The 15,263-nt window shown below is 64.1% G+C and carries 12 protein-coding genes; 3 read left to right on the top strand and 9 right to left on the bottom strand.

Translation table 11 applies throughout. The features are described 5' to 3' along the window. Nucleotides 1-14: 14 nt before the first annotated feature. Nucleotides 15-1,631 (bottom strand): MDR family MFS transporter, encoded by a 1,617-nt coding sequence (locus BMY53_RS16820; RefSeq protein ID WP_092947653.1) that lies wholly within the window; start codon nt 1,629-1,631, stop codon nt 15-17. Next, nucleotides 1,624-2,775, bottom strand: a complete 1,152-nt coding sequence (locus BMY53_RS16815) for an HlyD family secretion protein (protein WP_092947652.1) — start codon at nt 2,773-2,775, stop codon at nt 1,624-1,626. Before BMY53_RS16815 ends, BMY53_RS16820 begins: the two co-directional genes overlap by 8 nt. 131 nt (nt 2,776-2,906) lie before the next feature. Here BMY53_RS16815 and BMY53_RS16810 point away from each other — a divergent pair, with 131 nt between their 5' ends. Next, complete coding sequence (locus BMY53_RS16810; protein ID WP_092947651.1) at nt 2,907-3,623, top strand: CerR family C-terminal domain-containing protein; 717 nt, start codon at nt 2,907-2,909, stop codon at nt 3,621-3,623. 251 nt (nt 3,624-3,874) lie between these two features. On the opposite strand, the gene acnA is transcribed toward BMY53_RS16810, so the two are convergent. Then, on the bottom strand, nt 3,875-6,592 hold the full coding sequence (acnA, locus tag BMY53_RS16805; RefSeq protein ID WP_092947650.1) for an aconitate hydratase AcnA: 2,718 nt from the start codon (nt 6,590-6,592) through the stop codon (nt 3,875-3,877). Between the two features lie 542 nt (nt 6,593-7,134). Here acnA and BMY53_RS16800 point away from each other — a divergent pair. Further along, complete coding sequence (locus BMY53_RS16800; RefSeq protein ID WP_092947649.1) at nt 7,135-8,478, top strand: SAM-dependent methyltransferase; 1,344 nt, start codon at nt 7,135-7,137, stop codon at nt 8,476-8,478. A 179-nt stretch (nt 8,479-8,657) separates the two neighbouring features. Here BMY53_RS16800 and BMY53_RS16795 read toward each other — a convergent pair whose 3' ends face one another. Further along, nucleotides 8,658-9,617 carry a glycosyltransferase family 9 protein gene (locus tag BMY53_RS16795; protein WP_092947648.1) on the bottom strand — a complete coding sequence of 320 codons (960 nt, stop codon included), beginning with the start codon at nt 9,615-9,617 and terminating at the stop codon, nt 8,658-8,660. A 299-nt stretch (nt 9,618-9,916) separates the two neighbouring features. Continuing rightward, complete coding sequence (locus tag BMY53_RS16790) at nt 9,917-11,326, bottom strand: aminotransferase-like domain-containing protein (RefSeq protein WP_092947782.1); 1,410 nt, start codon at nt 11,324-11,326, stop codon at nt 9,917-9,919. Nucleotides 11,327-11,598: 272 nt separating this feature from the next. Between BMY53_RS16790 and BMY53_RS16785 the strand changes: the two genes are divergently transcribed. After that, nucleotides 11,599-11,838: a hypothetical protein gene (locus BMY53_RS16785; RefSeq protein ID WP_310732121.1), complete on the top strand. Its 240-nt coding sequence runs from the start codon at nt 11,599-11,601 to the stop codon at nt 11,836-11,838. Nucleotides 11,839-11,895: 57 nt separating this feature from the next. On the opposite strand, the gene BMY53_RS16780 is transcribed toward BMY53_RS16785, so the two are convergent. From BMY53_RS16780 to BMY53_RS16765, 4 genes are all read right to left on the bottom strand, one after another. After that, a complete protein-coding gene (locus BMY53_RS16780; RefSeq protein ID WP_255370250.1) occupies nt 11,896-12,570 on the bottom strand; it encodes a glutathione S-transferase in 675 nt (224 codons plus the stop codon). A 169-nt stretch (nt 12,571-12,739) separates the two neighbouring features. Next, a complete protein-coding gene (locus BMY53_RS16775; RefSeq protein WP_092947646.1) occupies nt 12,740-13,222 on the bottom strand; it encodes a GreA/GreB family elongation factor in 483 nt (160 codons plus the stop codon). A 112-nt stretch (nt 13,223-13,334) separates the two neighbouring features. After that, a complete protein-coding gene (locus tag BMY53_RS16770) occupies nt 13,335-14,105 on the bottom strand; it encodes an ABC transporter ATP-binding protein (RefSeq protein ID WP_092947645.1) in 771 nt (256 codons plus the stop codon). After that, on the bottom strand, nt 14,105-15,226 hold the full coding sequence (locus tag BMY53_RS16765) for a succinylglutamate desuccinylase/aspartoacylase family protein (RefSeq protein ID WP_092947644.1): 1,122 nt from the start codon (nt 15,224-15,226) through the stop codon (nt 14,105-14,107). Before BMY53_RS16765 ends, BMY53_RS16770 begins: the two co-directional genes overlap by 1 nt. Nucleotides 15,227-15,263: the final 37 nt, after the last annotated feature.

The following is a 15,263-nucleotide window of genomic DNA, read 5'->3' as shown; positions in this document are numbered from 1 at the left end:
GGGATGGGTCCGCATCAATGGGCTTCGCTGACGGCCGGCGCCTGTCCGGGGCGAGGCGTCTTCAGGAGCAGGGCCAGGGGCACGCACACGAGCAGCGCCACGGCCAGGACATAAAAGGTTTCGGAGAAGGTCATGACGCTGGCCTGCTGCTGGATCTGCAGGGCAATCTCCTTGATGGCCTGCAATTGCGCATGCGCCAGGTCGCCCACCTGGGCAAAGTGGCTGGCGGTGCTGCCCGCCACACGCTCCTGCACCGTGGTGGAGTTGGCGTTGAGCGTTTCTCGCAGACGGTCCACATGCAGGGCATTGCGGCGGTCGATGAAGGTGCCGATCACGGCCAGGCCCACCGAGCCCCCGAGGTTGCGCGCCATGTTGTAGAGCCCCGCGGCATCGCCGGAATCCTCACGATTCACAGCCGCCATGGAGGCCTGGTTGAGCGGCATCATGCACAGCATCTGCCCCACGCCTCGCAGCAGTTGCGAGAGCGTGAAGTCGTGGCCCACGCTCTGGGCGGTCAGCTCGATGTCCAGCAGGCAACTGCCGGCGAAGAACAGCAGCCCGATGATCACCAGCACGCGGAAGTCCACGCGGGTGATCAACCTCGGCAGGATGGGCATCATGGCAAACGCCGGGAGCCCGGACAGCAGCATGATCACGCCCGACTGCTGAGCGTTGTAGCCGGCGATCAGGGCGAGGAACTGCGGCACCAGGTAGGACACGCAGTACAGGCCCGCGCCCACGATGAACACGATGAAGATCACGCTGGCATAGCTCTTGTTGCGCATCAGGCTCAGCCGCAGGATGGGCTTGGCGGAGAGCCGCTGCGACAGCGCCACAAGGAACAGTCCCAGTGCAGACGCCAGGCTGAGCCAGATGATCAACTGCGACTCGAACCAGCGCTCGCGCTGGCCTTCCTCCAGCACCACCGTCAGCGTGGACAGGCCCACCGCCAGGCCGATGATGCCCAGCCAATCCGCGCGCAGGAACTCGCCGAAGTGGGTGCGGTCCGATGGCAGGCCCAGCAGCAGCAGCGCCAGCAGCGCGGCGCACACCGGCACGTTGATGAAGAAGCACCAATGCCAGCTGACGTTCTCGGTCAGCCAGCCACCAACGACCGGGCCGAGCAAGGGCCCCAGGATCACGATAAGCCCGAACACGGTCATGCCCACCGGCAATTGGTGACGGGGCAGCCGGGTGCGGATGATGGTCTGGGCCGTGGGGATCATGGCCCCGCCGGTGAAGCCCTGTCCGATGCGCGCAATGATCAGCGTGCTCAGGCTGCCGGAGAGCCCGCACATCACCGAGAACAGCGTGAACAGGGTGGCGTTGCCGACCAGGAAATTGCGCAGGCCGAAGACCCGGGTCAGCCAGGCCGCCAGCGGGATCATGACGATCTCCGACATCAGGTAGCCCGTGGAGATCCAGGTGCCTTCGGTGCCGGTGGCACCCACCGCGCCCTGGATCTGAGGCAGGGCGGAGTTGGTGATGGAGATGTCCAGCGTGGCCATCAACGCGCCCAGGGCGCCCGCCGCCACGGCGATCCAATCGACCGCCTTGGCATTGGGCTCGGTGTGCGCGGAGCCGGCGCTGGCCATGCCGCCCGGGGCGGCTGGCGCGGCGGCTTCAGCCATGCTGCGCTCCAGACGAGGTGATCGGCGCGGCGTCACCGACCGGGCGGCTGCTGCCGTCCCGAGTGTCGACCTCCGTGGTCACCGACAGCCCAGGCAGCAGGCGGTCCCGCAGGGAGGTGTCGGCCTGGACCTTGATCCGCACCGGCACGCGCTGGACGATCTTGGTGAAGTTGCCGGTGGCGTTCTCTGAAGGCAGCAGCGCGAACTGGGCGCCAGTGCCGGGCGAGAAGCTTTCCACCTCCCCGTGGATCTCCACATCGGGAAGGGCGTCCACATGCAGGGCGACCGGCTGGCCGGCGCGCATGCGACCGATCTGGGTTTCCTTGAAGTTGGCCACCAGGTAGACGTCCTGCACCGGCACGACGGTCATCAGCCGGGTGCCGGGCTGCACGAACTGGCCCACCCGCACGGTGCTGTCGCCCACGCGGCCGTCGATGGCGGCGCGGACCACGGTGTCGTCCACATCCAGATGATTCTGGCTGCGTGCGGCCTCGGCCGCCTTGACCTGGGCCTTGGACTGGGCCACCTGCGCCTGGCTCGACTTGATCTTGCCTTCTGCCGACGCGACGGCAGCCTGATTCGCGGCCAGCGTGGAATTGGCTTGGTCCCGCGCATTGCGCAGTTCTGCCAGATGCTCCTCGGTGGTGGCACCGGTGATCACCAGCGGGCTGTACCGCTCGAACTCCTTCTGCGCATGCGCCAGGCTCAGGGCGGCGGCCTGCGCCTGGGCGCGGGCCTGAGCCAGTTGCGCCTGCTGCTGGAGGATGTCGGCTTCAGCGCGCTGGATATCTGCCTGACGGGAGTCAATGGTGGCCTGGGCCTGGTCCAGCATGGCTTCGTACTGGCGGCGGTCCAGACGCACCAGCGGGTCCCCGCGCTTCACGGCCTGGTTGGGCTGCACAAACACATCGGTCACATAGCCGGCCACCTTGGGGGCGACGGTGACGCTGTCTGCCTTGAGGTAGGCGTCGTCGGTGCTTTCAATGAAGCGCCCGACGCGCCACCAGTGCACGCCATACACCGCGCCGCCGACCACGGCCGCCAGGGCCAGCACCAGCAGCACGGGCCGCCGACGGCCATTGGATTTCGGAGAGGAAGGGGGAGCGGACGGTGCCGCCGGTGCGGCGGGAGTGGAAGCGGACATGACGGCGATCGGTTTGAATTTATTCCGGCCGCTATCTTTTTCCAGTTGGAAGATTTCTGTCAACTGGTATATTTTGGTCAATCGCCCAGTGCGCCACGCCGGATGAGACCTTTACCGCGCAGCAACGCTTCATGACTGAAAAGCCACTTCGAACGCCTCGACATCGACCAGACGGTGGTTATGCCCGTGGGGAAGAGACGCGCCGCCGCATCATTGACGTGGCGCTGCGGCTGTTTGCGGAGCGGGGATATGAAGCGGCGTCCACGCGGGAAATTGCGAAGGCGGCCGGGGTCAATGCGCCGGCCTTGCAGTACTACTTCGACAACAAGGAAGGTGTCTACCAGGCTTGTGCGCAGCACATCGTGGACAGTGCGGTAGAGCATTTCACGCCGGCGGTGAGGCAGGCGGAGGCGGTGCTGGGTCAGCCGGGCGCCTCACGCGAGCAGCTCTTTGAGGCTTTTGGTGGCTTGCTGGATGCCATTGCGGAACATCAGCTTCTTCCGGATGACGCTGAGCACAGACGGCTGTTCCTGGCGCATGAGCATGTAGGCAAGGGTCCCAACCTCATCTTTGAGATGCTGGACAAGGATTTGCGCCCCCGCATGGGCCTGGTCTCCACGGAACTCGTGGCGCGTTACAGCGGCTTGGACCCGGCGGACCCCTTGTTGAAGATGCGCGTCATGATGCTCTACGGCCAATTGACGGTGTTTGCCCTGGGCCGACGCATGCAACTGGCCAAGCTGGGCTGGGAGCGTTTTGGTCCACCTGAAGTGGCCACCATCAAGCAGGCTGCCCGCGAGCATTGCCGGGTCTTGATGGACCATTGGCAGCAGGGTGCCGCCGGCTGACGACCGGCCCCCAACTACCAGACTGCCAGACTCCAGACCCCATCAGCACGGCTCGGTTCGGAAAGTGACGGTCCGGGGCCTGTTTGCGGAAGTCAAGGAGGGAATGGCCCGCGGAGCGGGACAGGAGGGACATGAAGCAAACAGGCCCCGGACCGGCGCTTTCTGACGCAGGTCCGAGGCCCGCGTGCCTCGGTGCCACAGCACTGAAGTGCTGAAACTGAAGCGCTTAACAGACGCGCCTCCGAGACGGATCAGGCCGCCAGCAACTGCCTCAACACGTAGGGCAGGATCCCCCCGTGCCGGTAGTACTCCACCTCAATCGGCGTATCGATCCGCAGAATCAGCGACACCTTGCGCGTGGCCCCGCTCGCCGGTGTGATGGTGAGGAAGGCTTCCGACTGCGGCAGGATCTCGTCCCCCAGCTGGATATCGATCAACTCATCCCCCCGCAGCCCCAGGCTTTCCCAGGAATCCCCGGTGCGGAACTGAAGCGGCAGCACCCCCATCCCCACCAGGTTCGACCGGTGGATCCGTTCAAAGCTCTTGGCCACGACTGCCTTGATGCCCAGCAGCTGGGTGCCCTTGGCCGCCCAATCCCGGCTGGAGCCGGTGCCGTATTCTTCACCTGCGAAGATCACCGTGGGCACGCCTGCGGCGATATAGCGCATGGCTGCGTCGTAGATGAAGGCCTTCTCGCCGCCGGGCTGATACAGCGTCAGCCCGCCTTCTTCCCGCGAGCCATCCGCCTTCGCCGGAATCATCAGATTCTTGATGCGCACGTTGGCGAAGGTGCCGCGCATCATCACTTCGTGGTTGCCACGCCGTGAGCCGTAGCTGTTGAAGTCTGCCTTCAACACGCCCTGTTCCTTCAGGTAGGACCCGGCCGGAGATGCTTCCTTGATCGACCCCGCCGGCGAGATGTGGTCGGTGGTGATGGAGTCTCCGAACAGGGCCATGATGCGGGCCTGCTTCACGCCCACCTCATGCACCTCGGGGATCTGCGTGAACCCATCGAAGAACGGTGGCTGCGCGATGTAGGTGCTCTTGGGCCACTCGTACACCTGGCCCTTGCCGCCCTGGATCTTCTCCCACAGCTTGCCCGGCTCCGCCTTCACCTTGGCATAGTTGGCGCGGTAGGCATCCGGATTCAATGCCAGTTTCAGCAGCGTGTAGATCTCGTCGCTGGTTGGCCAGATGTCACCCAGGTAGACCGGCTTGTTGTCGGTGCCATAGCCCACCGGCTCCGTCATCAGGTCGCGCGTCACATTCCCGGCGATCGCGTAGGCCACCACCAGCGGCGGGCTGGCCAGGAAATTGGCCTTGATGTTGGGGTGGATACGGGCCTCGAAATTGCGGTTGCCCGACAGCACAGCCGCGCAGATCAGATCATTGCTGACGATGGTCTCGTTGATTTCGGCCGTCAGGTCGCCCGCGTTACCGATGCAAGTGGTGCAGCCATAGGCGGCCACGGCAAAGCCCAGCTTCTCCAGATAGGGCAGCAGGCCGGCCTTCTCCAGGTAGTCCGTGACGATGCGCGAACCGGGAGCCAGGGATGTCTTGATGTGGGGCTGCACCTTCAACCCGGCGTACACCGCCTTCTTGGCCAGCAGGCCGGCCGCCAGCAGCACGCTGGGGTTGGAGGTGTTGGTGCAGGAGGTGATGGCGGCAATCAGCACATCGCCGTTGGCGATATCCAGCCCCTTGGGGCTGGCGACCGGGAAGCGCTTGGCCAGCTTGTCGGCGGGTTGGTTGAAGCCGTTCTCGGCCACCGGTTTGCTGAACAGGCTGGTGAAGTTCTTGGCCAGGTCGGTGATGACGATGCGGTCTTGCGGGCGCTTGGGGCCGGCCAGCGAAGGCACCACGGTGCCCAGGTCCAGGGCCACCACCTGGCTGAAGGCGATGTCGCCGTTGCGCGGGATGCCGAACAGGCCCTGGGCGCGGAAGTAGGCTTCGAAGGCCTCGATCTCTTCCTGCGTGCGGCCGGTGCCCTTGAAGTAATCGATGGTGCGCTCGTCCACGGGGAAGAAGCCCATGGTGGCGCCGTATTCCGGTGCCATGTTGCCGATGGTGGCGCGGTCCGGCACGGAGAGGCTGGCGGTGCCTTCACCGAAGAACTCCACGAATTTTCCCACCACCTTGGCCTTGCGCAGGATCTCGGTGACGGTCAGCACCAGGTCGGTGGCGGTGACGCCTTCGCGCAGCCGGCCGGTCAGCTCGAAGCCCACCACGTCCGGCGTCAGGAAGTACACCGGCTGGCCCAGCATGCCGGCTTCCGCCTCGATGCCGCCAACGCCCCAACCCACCACGCCGATGCCATTGATCATGGTGGTGTGGCTGTCCGTGCCCACCAGGGTGTCGGGGTAGTAGACCGTGTCAGCGCCGCTGGTCTTGTGCACGCCGCGGGCCAGGAATTCCAGGTTGACCTGGTGGACGATGCCGAAGCCGGGGGGCACCACGCCGAAGGTGTCGAAGGCCTGCATGCCCCACTTCATGAATTCGTAGCGCTCGCGGTTGCGCTGGAACTCGAGTTTCATGTTGAGGTCCAGCGCCTTCTTGTCGCCGAAGTGGTCGATCATCACCGAGTGGTCGACCACCAGGTCCACGGGCACCAGCGGCTCAATGGTCTTGGGGTTCTTGCCTTGGGCGGCGGCCACATTGCGCATGGCGGCCAGGTCGGCCAGCAGGGGCACGCCGGTAAAGTCCTGCAGCACCACGCGTGCCACCACGAGGGGGATCTCCTCGTTGCGTACGGCGTTGGGCTTCCAGTTGGCGAGCTGCTCCACGTGTTCTGCGGTGACCCGTTGGCCGTCGCAATTGCGCAGCACGGATTCCAGCACCAGGCGGATCGACACCGGCAGCTTCGACACATTGGGGAACTGCTCGGCCAGGCGAGGCAGCGAGTAGTACTGGCCGCTGCGGCCGGAGGCCGTCTTGAAACTGGCGAGGGTGCTGGCAAACGCGTGGGGCATGGCTCACTCCTTGGCTATTTATTGCTTGGGTCTTGCTGACGCCAGCTGATTGTGGCGCTGTTGTTCGTCGCTGTGATGACTCCGTTGGGCGATGGACGTGCCCACCGCGCGACGGGAGAGGGTGCTCTCTTGGGGGAAACCCCCGGGGGAGGTCGGCCGCCTGGCTTGTGTGACACCCCAGGCACGGCGTTTGCACGCGCGCGGCCGGCGAACGGGGGCGTCATCTCGTTCTGGTGCAACGGGCCACTCATCAGTATCGGTCGGGTGGTGGTGGTGGGATGGCTGTCGTCCTGGAGAGCGTCATGACGGTCGTTCTTCAGGGTCCTGTCGTTCCTGGGTGGGGGTGGTGACAGTCGCCGAAACGCCAATCGCCCAATGTCCCCGCATGGATCGGGGGTGACTGGACGACGGGGGAATCGATCAACGCGGGTCGCTACCATCGTCAAAAAAAATCAGTGGTCCGCCAGCGTAACCTTTGGCAAGAACTGACCCTGGTTACGCTCCCGAACCCCGCTTTTCTCAAGTTGTAGTCGGGGAATTGCATGGAACAGGAACTGTTGTCGCCGGCTCCCGGCGACTCGGCACAGGACGATCGGCGGGGTGCTGCCGTGGCCTTGCCCGGGCCGGCGCCGTTGCCGCCGGCCGGGCTCACCTTGCTGCAGCGGCTTTTCGACGGTTACCCGGGTAGCCTGGGGCTGAGGGTGGGTAGCTGGGCCACGCGGCTCGGGCGAGTGGCGCATCAGCCACCCGCTTTCACGCTGGTGCTCAACGACCCGAGCGCATTGCGGCGACTCCTGCTGGGGCAGGACCCTTTGCGTTTTGCCGAGGCGTATTTCACTGGGGCGCTGGACGTGGAGGGTGATTTCTTCGAGGCGCTGCAGCTCAAGGACCACCTCCCGGCGCTCAAGCTGTCGTGGCATGACCGTTTACGGCTGGCGGTACGCCTGCTGGCACCGCCACCGGGCAGCTCGGACGAGCAACTGCGAGCCTTTGGTGTCCGGCGCCACACCCGGGCGGAAAACAAGGCGGCCATCGCCTTTCACTACGACCTCTCCAACGACTTCTATGCGTTGTGGCTGGACCCGCGCATGGTCTATTCCTGTGCCTATTACGAGACCGAAGAGACGGACCTGGCGCAGGCCCAGTGGTCCAAGCTTGACCACATCTGCCGCAAATTGCGGCTGCAGCCGGGTGAGGCGCTGCTGGATGTGGGCTGTGGCTGGGGCGCGCTGGTCATGCATGCGGCGCGCCATTACGGTGTCAAGGCCACCGGCATCACCTTGTCCGAGCGGCAGCTCGCGCTGGCGAAGGCGCGCATCCAGGCGGCGGGGATGGAGGGGCAGGTGGAGGTGCGCCTTTGCGACTACCGCGACATGACCGGTCAGTTTGACAAGGTGTCCAGCGTGGGCATGTTCGAGCATGTGGGGCTCAAGAACCTGCCGGTCTACTTTGCTTCCGTGAACCGTTTGCTCAAGCCTGGCGGCCTTTTCCTCAACCATGGCATCACCCATGAAGAGGAGGGATGGGGGCAGGCCTTGTCCTCACGTTTTATCAACCGTTATGTGTTTCCCGACGGCGAACTTGACCGGGCCAGCAATGTCATGCGGGTGATGGAGCAGCAGCAGTTTGAGCTGCATGATGTTGAAGGTCTTCGCATGCACTATGCCAAGACCTTGCGCGCCTGGGTGGCGCGCCTGGAGGCCGAGCATGATCGGGCGCTGCGTTACGTGGACGAAGCCCATTACCGCATCTGGCGGCTCTACATGGCGGCCAGTGCGTTGGAATTCGAAAGTGGCGAACTGGGCCTGTACCAGATCCTGGCCAGCAAGCGAGACGGTGGGCCCGCGCCTGTTCCGCTGACGCGGCGCTACATCTACTGCGTCTGACGATCGCAACGCCCACGCCCAACGCCCAACGCATCAACCCACCGTAGCCCTTTTCGCTTGCGGAAGGAGATGACCGCACCGGCTAATGCGTCACCGTAGCGCGTTTGGGAAGCTCTGCATAACCCGTTCGGCAGCCTCCGCTGAGCCCGCCCTGAGGTCGGGCGTATCCACCGCCAGGCTTAATCGAGCTTCTGCTCGACCCGCGACAGCACGTCGCCCGGAGAGGGCCAAGCCGGGTGAATGCGCAGGATCTCAACGCTTGAGCCCCACGGAGCCCAGAGCTCAGGAATGGTCGGCCCAAGAATGCTCAAGACCGACGCACCCACGGCCGCAGCCATATGCATCGGCCCGGTATCGTTCCCGACAACAATCGCCGCGCGTTGTAGCAATGCGCTGTAAACGCCGAGGCTGACTCCGTGCAAGCAATGCGCATCACCATAGTGCTCAACAGCATGTGCCTCTTCGCCAGGGCCTGGGCAAACGACCACCTGATGACCGGCGCGCGATAGCAATGAAGCGAACTGTTTGAACTGGGGCCAGGTTTTTGCCTGTCCCTCGAAAGTCCCTCCTGCAAAGGGGCAAAGCAGGACAAACTTGCGATCAAGATCAACCCCGCACCTGGAAAGCAGCGCCGTCGCCGCAGCTTGCTGTGCTGGGCTGACCTTCAGGCCGATTTCTTTCGGCGGCGCCTCATCTAAGCCAAGGAAACGACAGGCCAATTCCCAGTAGTTCAACAGCGCATGTCCTGCCGCAGGCATCGCAAGGCTGCGATGCAATAGCCAACCGCGAGCTTCATTCGCATAGCCAGTGGCCTTGAGTCCGGCAAGCCGTGCGTCCAGGGCGGCCGAGAAGGCCCACGGGAACAGGACTGTATTGGGTCGAACGTCAAAGCTTGGATCACGTTCCGCAGCTTGGGCTCGTAGTCGGCGCAACTGAGTCAAGCGGTCGCCGAGCCTCTTGGGTCGTGGCTCGACCGTCCAGCCTTCTGCTTCGAGCAACGAGGATGCCCATGGTTTGCCAACAAGATGCAAGCTATGACCGTGGCGCTGCAGCAGGCGCAATGCTGGCACACCGAGCACCACATCTCCGACGAAGTTGCGGAGTCGCACTACAAGTGGCTTGTCTGAGGCATTTCTCATGGGGTTCTTGCGAAGGAGGTCATTAATGCTTTGGCCGTTGGGAGCCAGGATAGATGGGCGCTCTTTCGAGGGGCATCCGAGCTGAAATTCTTGCCCCCGCGAAAGACAAGAACGCAAGGTTGCCTTTTCACTGGAATCGAACCGGTACGCTCGTCATGGCTGAGTGAGTGCTGCGTGAAGATTGCGTGAATATCGCCCCGGAACAAAGGAATGCGCAGCACATCGCGAGATGTCAGACCAGGCCAAGATGTGGTGGACCACTTTACCTAGCCACTTATGGGGGGGCGCAGCAGAGGCACCTACCGGACAAGCGCTTTTGCGATCTGGCCCAAGGTCTTCAGCGCCCCCTCGACCTGCGCGTTGTCGGGATGCCCGAAATTGAGCCGCAGGTGGTGCGTGAATCGCCGATCCGCCGAGAACAGATGCCCCGGCGCGATGCTGATGTCATGAGACAAAGCAACCCTGTGCAGTTCCAGTACATCGATCTGTGAGGGCAACTCGACCCAAACGCAATAGCCGCCTTCCGGCTGAGTGACGCGGGTGCCTGGAGGAAAGCTCTTCGCGATGGTCCGCAGCACGGCTTGACGGTTCGTGGCCAGCGCTTGCCGAAGCTGCCGCAGGTGCCGGTCGTAACCGCCGCGCTGGAGGTATTCGCTCAGGCCCTCCTGCATCGGCACAGGGGTGGCTAATGAGCTCATGAGCTTGCGACGGCTCACATCCCGGGCGAACCGGCCTGCGGCCGTCCAACCCACCCGGAATCCGGGCGCCAGCGACTTGGAGAAGGAGCTGCAGTGCAGCACCAAGCCAGACTTGTCCCAGCTCTTGGCGGGCCTTGGGCGTGGACCGAAATACAGCTCCCCATAAACGTCATCCTCGATCAGCGGAATCTCACGCTCGGCGAGCAGCGCCACCAGCGCCGCCTTGGCTGCATCCGGCATCAGGCTGCCCAACGGGTTCTGAAAATTCGGCATCAGCCAGCACGCCTTGACGGGATGGCGTTCCACAATGGCCGCCAGTGCAGCCACGTCGACACCGGTGCGCGCATGCGTGGCGACTTCGACCGCCTTGAGCCCGCGGCGCTCCAGCGCCTGCAAGGCGCCATAGAAGGTCGGCGACTCGATGGCCACCAGGTCCCCGGGCTTCGTAACCGCCTCCAGGCACAGGTTCAAGGCTTCCATCGCGCCGTTGGTGACGACGATCTCATCCGCATCCACCTTGCACCCGGCGCCCAGATAACGCAGGCCGATCTGGCGCCGCAGCTCGGCGCTGCCGGGTGACAGGTCCTCAACCGTGCGCCATGGGTCCAGCCCGCGCGAGGCCTTGCCAAGCGCCAGGGCCAGTTTGTCCAGCGGGAACAGGGTCGGGCTGGGAAATGCCGAGCCCAGCGGCACGACGGCCCGGTTGCGAGACAAACCGAGCACCTGAAACACCAGCTCTGACACCTCGACGCTTCGCTCCTCGGCCAGCGGATCTGACGCGTGGGGTTCAGGGTGCGGGATCGCCGCCTGGCTGACGAAGTAGCCGGAGCGCGGGCGCGCCTCGATCAGGCCGCGGGCTTCCAGCAGGTAATAGGCCTCGAAGACGGTGGATGGGCTGACACCGCGGTCCTTGCTCGCTTCGCGGACCGAGGGCAGACGGTCTCCGTGCTGCAACTGCCCCGCGGCGATGGACGCCGCCAGGTCATCGGCAAGGACTTCGTAGCGCTTCATGAGGTGGATGCTGATATGGCCCGAGGCGTAGAACGAATGCACTGTATTGGAAACAGCTCGTTCATTGGGAGTTTCCCCTCAAGCGACCATCTGATCCGGTTTTTTTTCAGAAATCTGAATCTGTATTTTTGATGCCGCCGAGCGCACAGTTTCAACTGGAAAGAGCGGGCGACAATGTCTACGCCTTGCGACGTGCTCTTCCCGACCTGTGTTTGTGGTCATGCCTCTCAAGATTGATAGCGTCAAGCAATAACCTGGAAACGTCGAACATCATGGAATGGGTCCCCGCAGTCTTCATCGCGTTCAAGGTGATCGTCCTGTGCATTGGCATGTTCTTCGCCATCAAGTGGCACTACGACCAAGGGAAAAAAGAGAACGGGGCGGCAAAGCAGCGGGTTGTGCTCCGCGGGTTCGGAATCGTGGCCGCGGTCTTTGTGCTGTTGCTCGTGGGCCTGTTGTTTTTCACTTTCGGCCTTGGCTCGATGCTTGGTTTGGATCTGACTTCGCCTTGATCGTCGTCACCTCCGCCGTGTCTGATCGACACGATGCGGCTGGGCAACGTGGATCAATCAGAGCAGCGGAAAGCGCGTCGCACCTTCTGCGGGTAGCTTGTGCATGCACGCCAGGAAAAGCGGGCTCCCGAGCCAGCCGTTCAGCCAGGACCGTACCGACTGCAGGTCCAGCGTTGCAAACCATTCCGGCTCGACGGCGGCGAACTGGCGGACGAAGGGCATCACTGCCAAATCGGTGGCGCAGGGCGTGGCACCGCCCAGCCAAGGCGCGCTGTGCAGCCGTGCCTCCAGAGGTTTCAGAAGCACCTCCAGCGCGCTGTCGCGGTGTGCGTCCGGGGTGAGGGTTTCATTCGCGTAGCGCTGGGGGTACTTCCAACGGTCCAGGTGATGTTTGAAGTCGCCGTCGTTTCGTTGCAGCAGGTCCAGGTTCGCAGGCAACTGCGCGCGCGACCACCAGCCCTGCGCGTCGGGCGCAGCCAGTGCCCAGCGCATGATGTCCCAACTCTCTTCAATCACGCTGCCATCGGGCAACTGCAGCACGGGTACCGTGGCCTTGGAGGATAGGGCCAGCAAGCTTGCTGGCTTATCGCGCAAGCTGACTTCCACCGCCTCGAAGGCCCGCTCCGCCTGAAGCAGCGCCATCCGTGCGCGCATGGCGTAGGGGCAGCGACGAAAGGTGTAGAGCCGCGGCAAGTCTGGGCCACGGGTGGTGGGTGGTGGGTGCGGGGTCACGGTGAATTGGATCGCGAGGTTAGCCCGGTGGGATAGTCCGGACGTAGTTGCCGTCATGGCCTGTCTTTACCTAGGCCGGAAAAACAGGACGGAGCAGCTTGCGCAGCGAGGTGCAGAAGGCCCGAAACGAGTAACGCGGGCAGCAGAAACTGCTTCATCTGCTGGTGCCTCAATAAACCGCCACTACTTCAAACCGCTGTCGCACCGCAGAGATCTGAATCGACACCTCATCACCCTCGAATTTCCCCAGCATGGCCCTGCCCAAGGGGGCCGCGGTGCTGATGACCTGAACGAGCTGCGCGCCGCTGGCCAACTTCATGCTGCCCCCATCAGGGCCGAGAAAGAGCTGTTGCTCCTTGTCCTCGGAATCGAGCAGCCAGACCAGCGCGCCGAGCTGTATACCTTTGCCGGCGTCGTAGGGGAGGGGGCGGAACTGACGCCAATTGGCAATCGCCTGGCGAATGGCCTCGGCGCGACGGGCCTGGCCGGTGGCCAGGTAGGCGGCTTCGAGACCCAACGTGTCGTATTTGTTTTCGGCGATGTTTTCTTCGTGCGTTGCCGTTTCATGGGCCGCCCGCGCGGCCTGCTCAGCCTGCAGCAGGTCTTCGGCGAGCCGTTCCAGCACCTGCTGCTGCAGTAGCAATTTATCCATGATGAAGGGTGGGCGTCTCGAACCAGATGGCGTCAGGGATGAACGATGAAGGGCTCCACCCGCCCAGCTTGGTCGAGGCATCCCTGACTCGCCACCGGCCGCATGTGCCCGATCACTTCAGTCCGCCGCTCAAAAACGCCTTCAAGCGCTCGCTGTTGGGCTTGGACAGCACATCCCGAGGATGGCCCTGTTCCTCCACGCGCCCCTGGTGCAGGAACATCGTGTGAGACGACACCTCGCGCGCAAAGCCCATTTCATGGGTCACCACGATCATGGTGCGGCCTTCGGCAGCCAGGTCGCGCATCACCTTGAGCACTTCACCCACCAGCTCCGGGTCCAGCGCCGAGGTGGGTTCGTCAAACAGCATCACCTCCGGGTCCACGGCCAACGCACGGGCAATGGCCACACGCTGCTGCTCGCCGCCAGAGAGCTGCGCGGGATAGACGTCCTTGCGGTGGGCCACCCCCACGCGCGCCAGCAGTGCCTCGGCCTTCTCGATGGCCTGGGCTCGCGGCTGCTTCAGCACATGCACCGGCGCTTCGATGACGTTTTCCAGCACCGTGCGGTGAGCCCACAGGTTGAAGTTCTGGAACACCATGGCCAGGCGCGCGCGCCAGCGTTGCAGCTGTGCGGCGTCGAACGCGCGCAGGCTGCCGTCGCGCTCGCGGACCAGTTTCAATTCCTCGTTGCCCAGGCGCAGCGTGCCTTCATGCGGCTGCTCCAGCAGGTTGAGGCAGCGCAAGAAGGTGCTCTTGCCGGAGCCGCTGGAGCCGATCAGTGTGATCACATCGCCGGGTTGGGCCGCGAGCGACACGCCCTTGAGCACCTCCCGGTCTCCATAACGCTTGTGCAGGTTGTCAACACAAAGACTGGCGGTGGACATCAACGAGCTCCCAACAACTTGCCGGTGCGCAGCGCTTCGCGCCCGGCGACCTTGGCGACCTTGGCGCCGGCCGTGACCAGACGCAGCGTGTCGCGTGCAAAAAACAGGCCATCCACCGGACTCTTCAGTTCAGTGACGGCCGCCGTGATGGGGTCGATGACATGCGCCAGCACCTCACCCTCGTGCACCGTCTCGCCCACCTCGCGCACAAACGTCAGCACGCCAGCCACTGGCGACTGGACCGGCATGCAACCCGCCAGCGGGCGCGCATCTCCCACCGGGGCCGGTGCAGGTGGTGCCTCGCCGCTGATCACGCCACGGAAGCTGAGGAAGTCCAGGATGGCCTGGGCGTCCTTGCTGGCCAGGTCGTGATGCACGTCCTGCTGGCCACGCAGTTCCACCGTCACCGACAGGCAGGCCTGCGGGATGGGGAAGCGGTCGCCAAACAGCTGTTTCCATTTCCACCAGGGTTGTGAGCAGGCCTCATCAAACGGGTTGTCCCCGGAGTCCATGGCCAGCAGCGTGACGGCCGAACCCAGGTAAGCGGCCAGCGGCTCGCATTCCGGCCAGCAGGGCGTCTCGGTGTAGAGGTGCACCAGGGCCTGGGCATCGCAGTGCAGGTCCAGCACCACGTCCGCGTCGCAGGCCAACAGCATCAGCGTTTTGCGCAGCGCTTTCAGCTCGGTGTCGGCCGGGGCGGCCTGGATCTCGGTTTTCAGACTCGCGCGCAGCACCTGCACGTTGCGCACCGGGTCGTCGCCCAGCCGCGCTTCGGCCGCGCGGGCAGCCGCCTCGATGAAGGCCGGGTAGTGGCGGTTGAAGTTCTCGCCGGAGAGTGATTCAAACCGCCCCAGGTGGGATTGCAGCCACCACTGCGACAAGCCGATGGGGTTGGCCATCGGCACCAGGACGATCTCGCCCTGGATACGGCCTTGGGCCTCCAGCAAGTCCAGCTGGCGGCGCAGGTGCCAGGCGGTGAGCATGCCCGGCAGCTCGTCGGCATGCAGTGAAGCCTGGATGTAGACCTTGGTGCCCTGGCCAGGTTGGCCATAGTGCAGGGAGACCAGTTCGCGGCGAGTGCCGGGCGAGGGGCTGGGAAGGGCGTGTTGTTGAACTTGCATGGAAATCCTTGGCGGCGGCGTCAGGCCGGATGCCGTT

Origin of the sequence: Roseateles sp. YR242 (assembly GCF_900109745.1) — a bacterium.
In the GTDB taxonomy this organism is placed as follows: Bacteria; Pseudomonadota; Gammaproteobacteria; order Burkholderiales; family Burkholderiaceae_C; genus Roseateles.
This window is presented reverse-complemented; position numbering and strand designations above follow the sequence as displayed.